This window comes from Methylomagnum sp. (assembly GCF_054333355.1).
On record NZ_JBTEKS010000175.1, the window covers coordinates 1 to 8,815 of the forward strand.

Here is an 8,815-nt window from a genome sequence, read left to right on the forward strand (position 1 = left end):
AAGACCGCTCCCACGGGAATTGGGTCAGGACCGAAACAGCCGCGAATACTGCATCTCGTGCCGACTGCTGGCGAGGGCCAGACCGAAGGCGCTGCCGCCAATCTCATCATCGGGCAGCGCCAAGGCTTCGGCCACCAACTCGGGAATCCCCGCCGCCAAGTCCCGCAACAAGCGCTGTCCCGCCACCTGCCCGAGCGGCACCAATTTGACGGCGCACAACACCTGGTTTTCCAGCCAACTCCACAGATAGCCCGCCGCCGCCTGTTCCTTGGCGATGCCCCATTCCAGCGCCGCCAGCGCGAAGCCGGTCGCCAGCGTGGCCGACGGATGCCGCCGCCAGTTTCCAGCCCGTTCGACGCCGATGGAATCCAGCAAGCGGGCCAGGGCTTGGCCGGTCTGGCGGTCCTCGGCGCGGAGTTCGGCGGTTTCTCGGCAGGCGATGAGGGTGCGGCTCCAATGTTCCACTTGGGCCGGATCATCCACCGCCCAGGCGTCGTACAGCCGGGCCAACAGCGGCACATCCACCCGCGCCTGACCCCGTTCGAGAATGCCGCCAATCCACTCGCCCGCGTTGGCTTCATTGGTGATCCAGCCGTCCTCCACGGCCCGCTCCATGCCTTGGGAATAGCTGTACATGCCGATGGGCAGGGCCGGGCTGACCAGTTGCAGCAGCCGGACCAAAGCAAGGTCAGTGCCCATGGCCGTGGTAAGCGCCGGATTCTGGTTCGAAGGGGGCGGATTCGTGGCTGACGTCCAAACCCAGCCCCCGCACCATGTCGTCCAGCACATGGTCGGCGAAGTAGCGGAGTTCGCCCGGCTGGATTTGCAGGGGAACATGGCGGTTGCCGAGGTGATAACAGGCGCGGGCGAATAGCAGCGGGGCGGCGGCGCGGGCGACGGACAGCGGTTCCGGCGCGGATTGAATCAACACCACTTCACCACCCGGCCCGGTGAGCAAATCGCCGCCCCGTAGCACCGTACCGCGAGGCAGGAACAAGCCTACGCTGCCGCCGCCGTCCAGCTTCGCCAGCAGGCGGCTTTTTTGGCGGGCGTCGTAGGGGAGGGTGATAGTGTGAGTGGGGGCTGCGCCGGGGGGGGCAAATTCGGTCAGGCTGAACATGGCGGAACAATTATGTCGGGTTGGCGAGTAAGCGGTAGAGAGTTTCGGCCTCTTCAGGCAAGCCGTTCATAGACCACCTTGCCCTCCCGAACCGCCCAATAGACCGGCGTCGAACACCACCCCTGCCGCTTATCGAACTCGTCCTCGGTGTAAAGCAGCACATCCACATCCACCGGCAAGGCGCGAACCGCTTCCATCAGCCGTAGCCATTCTTCACCCCGGTCGGGAATCTCCCGTTCGACAACCAATAGATCGAGGTCGGAGGTTTCGTCCGCGTCGCCCCGCGCATAAGAGCCAAACAGGATGATTTTGCGGGGGTCATGGGCAATCGCGGCCATTCGGGTCGCGGCGTCGCGGATGGTTTGTTCGCTCAACATGCGGTTTATGCAATCCATCACAACAAGGCGTAGGGCGGGCAAGGTGCGCAAGTTGCTGGACCTCTGGAGACGTAAACCTCGCCGCTCAGCTTGCCCGCTATTCCATTGAACATGGGATCGTCAGGTTCTTTTCTGCCAGACGGCAGGGTTTCGGCGCGCATGAAAGACCGCCAGGATGCGTATTCCACGGGGTTCAATCCGAAAAAACACGTTGTAGGGGAACCGTCTAACTATGGCGCGACGCACCTCTCGATACAGCACCGCGTACTGATGTGGATTTTCCGCGATGAGCGTAATGCAGCGATCAACTTCGGCGATGAACTCAAGACCCAAGCCTGTTCGTTGGGCTTCGTACCAAGTCGCCGCTTCGTTGAATTCTGCCTGGGCGGTTCGATGGAAAGAGATTGGCTGATTCATCGCTTTAAATTGGCGAGTGCGGCAGCCTTGACTTCATCCCAAGGAATCCCGTCATCAGGGTTGGCGTCGCAGTCAGCCAGCCGACGATCTAGTTCGGCTTTTTGGCTGTCGGGAAGGCTCAATGATTCGGCGCTGTTCGCCGCGACGTTATCCCAAATTTCCTCCACCAAGGAAATTTGGTCCTCAACGCTTAGTTGGTCGATGCCGAACGATTTTAGAATGGCGTTCATATCAAGACCCCGTATGGATTCAAGGTTCCAGCGAGTCTAGCATCAAAACAAAAAATACCGCTGCGCCAACGGCAAGACCTCCGCCGGTTCGCAGGTCAGCAACACCCCATCCGCCCGCACCGCGTAGGTTTGCGAATCCACCTCGATCTGCGGCTGATAGCTGTTGTGGATCAAATCGCGCTTGCCGATATTGCGGGTATTCGAAACCACCCCAATCCGCTTACCCAAACCAATATTGATGGGCAAATCCGCCTCGACCGCCGCTTTCGGCAAAAAGGTCAACGAGGTGGAAAGGCACGCCCCGCCCAACGCGCCGAACATGGGCCGGTAATGCACCGGCTGCGGCGTCGGGATGGAGGCATTGGGGTCGCCCATGGGCGCGGCGGCGATGAAGCCGCCCTTGATGATGAGACTGGGTTTCACACCGAAGAAAGCCGGTGCCCACAGCACCAAATCCGCCAGCTTGCCCACTTCCACCGAACCCACCTCGTGGGCGATGCCGTGGCTGATGGCCGGGTTGATGGTGTACTTGGCGACGTAGCGCTTGATGCGGAAATTGTCGTGCCGCGCCGGGTCTTCCGGGAGGCTACCGCGCTGCACCTTCATCTTGTGGGCGGTCTGCCAAGTGCGGGTGACGACCTCGCCGACCCGGCCCATGGCTTGGGAGTCGGACGAAATCATCGAGAACGCGCCCAAATCATGCAGGATGTCCTCCGCCGCGATGGTTTCCCGCCGGATGCGCGATTCGGCGAACGCCACGTCTTCGGGAATGGCCGGGTCCAGGTGATGGCAGACCATCAGCATGTCCAAATGCTCGTCCACCGTGTTGACCGTGTAGGGCCGGGTCGGGTTGGTGGAGGAGGGTAGCACGTTGGCCTCGCCGCACGCCTTGATGATGTCCGGGGCATGGCCGCCGCCCGCGCCTTCGGTGTGGTAGGTGTGGATGGTGCGGCCCTTGAAGGCGGCGAAGGTGTCCTCGACGAAGCCCGACTCGTTGAGCGTGTCGGTGTGGATGGCGACCTGCACGTCGTACTGGTCGGCGACCGACAAGCAGCAGTCGATGGCGGCGGGCGTGGTGCCCCAGTCTTCGTGCAGTTTCAGGCCGATGGCACCGTTACGGATTTGCTCTTCCAACGCCCCCGGCAGGCTGGCGTTGCCCTTGCCCAACAGGCCGATGTTCATGGGCAGCGCGTCCGCCGCCTGCAACATGCGGTGCAGGTTCCACGGCCCCGGCGTGCAGGTGGTGGCATTGGTGCCGGTGGCGGGACCAGTGCCGCCGCCGATCATGGTGGTGACGCCCGACATCAACGCTTCTTCCACCTGCTGCGGGCAGATGAAATGGATGTGGGAGTCGATGCCCCCGGCGGTGAGGATTTGACCCTCGCCCGCGATCACTTCCGTCCCCGGCCCGATAACGATGTCCACCCCGGCCTGGGTGTCGGGATTCCCGGCTTTGCCGACTCCGGCGATCCGTCCGTTCTTGATGCCAACATCGGCCTTGACGATGCCCCACCAGTCGATAATCAGCGCGTTGGTGATGACCGTATCGACCGCCACGTCGGAACCGCGCTGGCTCTGGCCCATGCCGTCGCGGATGACCTTGCCGCCGCCGAATTTCACCTCGTCACCATAGACGGTGAAGTCTTTCTCCACCTCCAGGAACAATTCGGTGTCGGCCAACCGCACCCGGTCGCCGGTGGTGGGGCCGAACATGTCGGCATAGGCTTGTCTTGAAATGCGGCTCATGGCTGATTCTCCAACGGTCCCATCACATCCTGGCGGAAGCCGTAAATCTCCCGGCTTCCGGCGAAAGCGACCAATTGCACCTCGCGCTCCTGGCCCGGCTCGAAGCGCACCGCCGTACCCGCCGGGATGTCCAGCCGGAAGCCACGGGTCGCGGGCCGGTCGAAGCGGAGCGCGGGGTTGGTTTCAAAGAAGTGGTAATGGGAGCCGACCTGGATGGACCGGTCGCCGGTATTCGCCACGGTGACGACGAGGGTGGGGCGGCCCGTGTTGAGTTCGAGGTCGCCGTCGGCTGGGAGGATTTCGCCGGGAATCATGGGTGTGAAGAAGTGATTAGTGGTGAGTGACGAGTGGTGAGTGGGTCGGTGGTGAGTGCGGCTTGCATGGAAACAGGCTTTCACTAGCCACTCACCACTAATCACTCGCCACTATTCGATGGGGTTGTGTACGGTGACGAGCTTTGTCCCGTCGGGAAAGGTCGCTTCCACCTGCACGTCCGGGATCATTTCCGACACGCCGTCCATCACGTCGGCGCGGCTCAGCAGGGTGCGGCCATAGTCCATCAGTTCCGCCACGGGGCGACCATCCCGTGCGCCTTCCATGATGGCGGCGGAGATATAGGCGATGGCCTCGGGATAATTCAGCTTGAGGCCACGGGCTTTGCGGCGTTCCGCCAATAATGCGGCGGTAAAAATCAGCAGTTTGTCTTTTTCGCGTGGGGTGAGTTGCATGGTGGTCTCGCATAACTACATGTAGGTCGGGTTTAAACCCGACCTACAATTTCGGGCTTAAGCCCGACCTACAAGGCGTTAAGTCGCCCAGATTCGCGGCGGGCAAGCGTCCCGGCCCATCGTCTCCGGTCGAAGCGTCTCCCAGACCCGCAGAAAGAATTGCCGCAGCAAATCCGCCCGTGGGTCCAGCGCCCGGCAGATCAACAGCCCGTCGATCAAAGTCACGCCCTGATTGGCCGTCTCGCCGATCAAGTCGCGCACGGCGTTAAGCTGGGCTTCGGTCGCCGGATACGCAAACAGCGTTCCCAGCGCGGCCCGGCTCCGCAAGCCCCAGTTACCGCCGAAAGCCGCCGCGTCCAAACGCTGCCGTTCCAAATAAAGCGGCTGGCCGTCGAGCGTGATGCGCCAATCCAACCGGGCCGCGCCTTTCGCGAAGCCTTCCCCGGCGGCGGGCCGACCCAAGGACAGGATTTCCCAGCCAACGAACCGCGCCCCGGCCTGCAATTCGATCCGCATCTCGGAGGCCACGCGGGCGTCCTCGAACACGATGGTTTCCTGGGGCAGCCATTCCAGCGCCGCGCCCGCGTCCACTTGCAGCGTCACCGTTTGGCGGGCCAGCGGGCCGTCGCTGCGGTAGAACTTGCCAGCGGCGGGCGTCGTCACCAGGGCTTCCGCGCCCGTGTCGGCATTGACCCGAATCGCCAGCCTGTCCCCCGCCACCACGCCGCCGGGCGGGTGCAGCAGGTAAACATGGCAAACCGCGCCTTCCGGGTAGAAAGGCCGCTGCACGGTGAGCGGGCCGTGATGGCGGCGTTGGGAGAGCAGCGTTTTCGGCCCGGCGCAGGTGAAGCCGAGTTCTAATTCAGCTTGCCAACCTTCGTTAGAGCAATTTCGGATCGAGTGCATGATGGTGGGGGTGGGCTTCAGCCCACGATCAGGTAAGGCTGTCGCGGGCTGAAGCCCGCTCCCACTTACAGACTCGCCAAAAGATATGTACCCACGCCCGCGCACAGCAGCCCGAACCAGCGCCGCGCCGGTGCAAATCCCCGGCCCGCCGCGAGACCCAAACCGTGCAGCATCGCCGTCGCCAGCAGGAAGCCAGCGGCATACACCGCCGCGCCCGTGTCCGTGCCGATTTCGGCGGCGTGTACATAACCGTGGAACAGAGCGAACAGCCCCGCCAACGCCCCGGCCCAACCGGAAGCCAGTCGCCACTCACGCCACACCATCAAACCCAAAGCCAGCACCGAGCCAGCCACCAGCCATTCGGCATAGGGCAACGCGAACCCGGCGAAATGAATCCCCGCGCCCAGGCCCATCGCGCCGACGAACGCGGTGGGCACAAGCCATAAAGCTTTCCCGCCTAAAGCAGACGCCCACAGCCCCACGGCGAACATCGCCAACAAATGGTCAGCGCCCAGCCAGGGATGGGCGAATCCGGCGGCAAAACCGTGGACCGTGCCCAAGCCGGTATGGGCCAGGGCCGGGGTGGAAAGAGCCGCCAGCAATAGGCCAGCGGCGGTTCGGTTCCGTAAATATCGCGTCATCACTTCCGTCCTCGAATCACATAGAAAAAGGAAGCCCGTAGTATAAGCGAGGCGGGGCACAACCCGTCGGCGCTTCCCCACGCCGATGGGTTGCACCACGCCTCGCTTACCCACGGAACTTGCCACTCATCAACTGGTTTGATCGTAGGTCGGGCTTAAGCCCGACCTACAGCGGTCATACGGTCAAATACCGTTTAACCATGTCCTCGTTCAATTCATCCATCGCCCCGGTGGCGACGGCCCGGCCCCGGTCCATGATGCAGAAGCGGTCGGCCACTTTACGGGCGAAGGGCAATTTCTGCTCGACCAACAGCACCGTCACGCCCATATCGCGCTTGATCTTGACGATACCCTCGCGGATTTCGTCCACCACGTCCGGCTCGGTCTTTTCCAGCTTGGTCGGGATGCCCCGCGCCCGGTTGAGGCGGATGATGACATCGCCGATTTCGCTGACAATATTGGGCTGAATGCCTTCGGTGGGTTCGTCGAGGATGAGCAACTTCGGGTCGATGACCAGCGCCCGGCCTATCGCCAATTGCTGCTGCTGACCGCCGGACAAATCCCCGCCCCGACGCTTGAGCATCTTTTTCAGCACGGGAAAGATTTCAAACACCTGCTCGGGAACGTCCTTGATGCCCTTGCGGCGGGCGGCCCGTAAGCCGGTGCGGAGGTTTTCCTCGACGGTCATCAGCGGGAAGATTTCCCGGCCCTGCGGCACGAAGCCGATGCCCAACTCGGCCCGCTTCTCCGGCTTGACGGTGGCGATGTCCTCGCCCTCGTAGCGGATGGCGCCCGAGCGGGTGCGGATCAAGCCCATCACGCACTTGAGCAGGGTGGTCTTGCCCACGCCATTGCGGCCCATGAGACAGACGCACGCGCCCTGCGGCACGTCGAGGTCCAAGTCCCAGAGGGTGTGGCTTTCGCCGTAGAACTGGTTGAGTGATGAAATTGCCAGCATGGGTTTTGTCTGCAATTGAAATTCCAAATCCCGTTAAGGAGCTAAAAAAACCAATCTATAGGATGGGTGGAGGCGCACCGGGCGGTGGCCAACCATCGCCACGACCGTTTCCGTGCGCCGTAACCCATCGCGCCGCTTGCGGAAGCCCCGATGGGTTACGGCGCACCGGCCTTTCCGTCAAGCGGGTCATCCGGTTAAGCGCCTCCATCCATCCTATGAAATGACCTCTAGCCTCCCAAATACACCTGAATGACCCTCGGGTCGTTCTGCACCTCGTCCATGCTGCCCTCGGTCAGCACCGAGCCTTCATGCAGCACCGTCACGCGGCGGGCGATGGAGCGGACGAATTCCATATCGTGTTCCACCACCACCACGGAATGCTTGCCTTCCAGGGACAGCAGCAATTCGGCGGTGCGTTCCAATTCCTGGTGGGTCATGCCCGCCACCGGCTCGTCCACCAGCAGCACTTTCGGCTCCTGCATGAGCAACATGCCAATTTCCAGCCATTGCTTCTGGCCGTGGGAGAGCGCCCCGGCCCGGAAATCGCGGTGTTCGGCGAGGCCGATGGTTTGCAGCACTTCGTCGATGCGGTCCCGTTGCGTCCCGGTGAGGCGGGCGAACAGGGTGGGCCAGACGTGCTTGTCGGTGTGCATGGCGAGTTCGAGGTTCTCGAACACGCTCAGCTTCTCGAACACGCTGGGCTTCTGGAATTTGCGGCAAATGCCCGCCTGGGCGATGGCCGGTTCGTCCAGCTTGAGGAGGTCGATGGTCTGGCCGAAGAACACCGTGCCGACATCGGGCCGGGTCTTGCCGGTGATGACATCCATCATGGTGGTCTTGCCCGCGCCGTTCGGGCCGATGATGCAGCGCAGTTCGCCGTCGTCGATGTACAGCGAGAGCTTGTTCAGGGCACGGAAGCCGTCGAAGGTCACGCTCACGTCTTCCAGGTACAGAATCGGGCCGTGGACGGTGTCCAGTTGGTCCGTGCGCGAGAGACGCGCCGCCCCGGCCAGATAATCCGAGGGGGATTTAAGATCAGCGCCGGAACTCATGCGGCTTGCTCCTGTTTGCGGCGCTGCCACAGCCCGACCAGTCCATCGGGCAGGAACAGCGTGACCAGAATGAAAATGGTGCCGAGTCCGAACAGCCAGACTTCCGGCAACACCGCCGTGAACACGGTCTTGGCGTAGTTCACCAGAATCGCCCCGATGATGGCCCCGTACAGCGTGCCGCGCCCGCCCACGGCGACCCACACCACGATTTCCAGGGAGTTGAGCGGCGAGAATTCGCTGGGGTTGATGATGCCCACCTGCGGCACGTACAAGGCGCCCGCCACCCCCGCCAGCACGGCGGAGAACACGAACACCCACAGCTTGAACATTTCCACCTTGTAGCCAAGGAAACGGACCCGGGCTTCCTGGTCGCGGACGGCGGTGACGACGCGGCCCAGCTTGGAATCCACCACGTAGCGGGAGGCCAGATAGGCGAGGATCAAACTCAGGCCCGTGGCGGCGAACAGTGCGCCACGGGTGACGTCGGATTGCAGGTTGAAGCCGAGCAGGTCTTTGAAGTCGGTCAGGCCGTTGTTGCCGCCGAAGCCCATCTCGTTGCGGAAGAAGGCCAGCATCAGGGCAAAGACCATCGCCTGGGTGATGATCGAGAAGTAGACGCCGGTGATGCGCGAGCGGAAGG

Annotated in this window: 13 protein-coding genes; all 13 read right to left on the reverse strand. The window is 62.7% G+C overall.

Annotated features, from left to right (window positions below; translation table 11 throughout):
• Window positions 1-24 precede the first annotated feature (24 nt).
• Window positions 25-699 (reverse strand): urease accessory protein UreF, encoded by a 675-nt coding sequence (locus tag ACXWUF_RS13595; RefSeq protein WP_458495205.1) that lies wholly within the window; start codon window positions 697-699, stop codon window positions 25-27.
• Window positions 689-1,120: an urease accessory protein UreE gene (gene ureE, locus ACXWUF_RS13600; RefSeq protein WP_458495206.1), complete on the reverse strand. Its 432-nt coding sequence runs from the start codon at window positions 1,118-1,120 to the stop codon at window positions 689-691. Before ureE ends, ACXWUF_RS13595 begins: the two co-directional genes overlap by 11 nt.
• Window positions 1,121-1,173: 53 nt before the next feature.
• Complete coding sequence (locus tag ACXWUF_RS13605; protein ID WP_458495207.1) at window positions 1,174-1,497, reverse strand: nucleotidyltransferase domain-containing protein; 324 nt, start codon at window positions 1,495-1,497, stop codon at window positions 1,174-1,176.
• 120 nt (window positions 1,498-1,617) lie between these two features.
• A complete protein-coding gene (locus tag ACXWUF_RS13610) occupies window positions 1,618-1,914 on the reverse strand; it encodes a type II toxin-antitoxin system RelE/ParE family toxin (RefSeq protein WP_458495208.1) in 297 nt (98 codons plus the stop codon).
• Window positions 1,911-2,144 (reverse strand): addiction module protein, encoded by a 234-nt coding sequence (locus tag ACXWUF_RS13615; RefSeq protein ID WP_458495209.1) that lies wholly within the window; start codon window positions 2,142-2,144, stop codon window positions 1,911-1,913. Before ACXWUF_RS13615 ends, ACXWUF_RS13610 begins: the two co-directional genes overlap by 4 nt.
• A gap of 42 nt (window positions 2,145-2,186) precedes the next feature.
• Window positions 2,187-3,890, reverse strand: a complete 1,704-nt coding sequence (ureC, locus tag ACXWUF_RS13620; protein ID WP_458495210.1) for an urease subunit alpha — start codon at window positions 3,888-3,890, stop codon at window positions 2,187-2,189.
• Complete coding sequence (locus tag ACXWUF_RS13625; RefSeq protein WP_458495211.1) at window positions 3,887-4,204, reverse strand: urease subunit beta; 318 nt, start codon at window positions 4,202-4,204, stop codon at window positions 3,887-3,889. The genes ureC and ACXWUF_RS13625 overlap by 4 nt, the downstream gene beginning before the upstream one ends.
• Window positions 4,205-4,315: 111 nt before the next feature.
• The gene (gene ureA / locus ACXWUF_RS13630) at window positions 4,316-4,618 is read right to left on the reverse strand and encodes an urease subunit gamma (protein WP_458495212.1); all 303 of its coding nucleotides are present in this window, start codon (window positions 4,616-4,618) and stop codon (window positions 4,316-4,318) included.
• Window positions 4,619-4,696: 78 nt separating this feature from the next.
• Complete coding sequence (locus tag ACXWUF_RS13635; RefSeq protein WP_458495213.1) at window positions 4,697-5,524, reverse strand: urease accessory protein UreD; 828 nt, start codon at window positions 5,522-5,524, stop codon at window positions 4,697-4,699.
• Between the two features lie 65 nt (window positions 5,525-5,589).
• Complete coding sequence (locus ACXWUF_RS13640; protein WP_458495214.1) at window positions 5,590-6,165, reverse strand: HupE/UreJ family protein; 576 nt, start codon at window positions 6,163-6,165, stop codon at window positions 5,590-5,592.
• Between the two features lie 175 nt (window positions 6,166-6,340).
• Window positions 6,341-7,123: an ATP-binding cassette domain-containing protein gene (locus ACXWUF_RS13645; protein WP_458495215.1), complete on the reverse strand. Its 783-nt coding sequence runs from the start codon at window positions 7,121-7,123 to the stop codon at window positions 6,341-6,343.
• 227 nt (window positions 7,124-7,350) lie between these two features.
• The gene (gene urtD, locus ACXWUF_RS13650) at window positions 7,351-8,175 is read right to left on the reverse strand and encodes an urea ABC transporter ATP-binding protein UrtD (protein WP_458495216.1); all 825 of its coding nucleotides are present in this window, start codon (window positions 8,173-8,175) and stop codon (window positions 7,351-7,353) included.
• A partial coding sequence (locus ACXWUF_RS13655) for an ABC transporter permease subunit (RefSeq protein WP_458495217.1) occupies window positions 8,172-8,815 on the reverse strand: 644 nt, incomplete at its 5' end. The genes ACXWUF_RS13655 and urtD, both read right to left, overlap by 4 nt.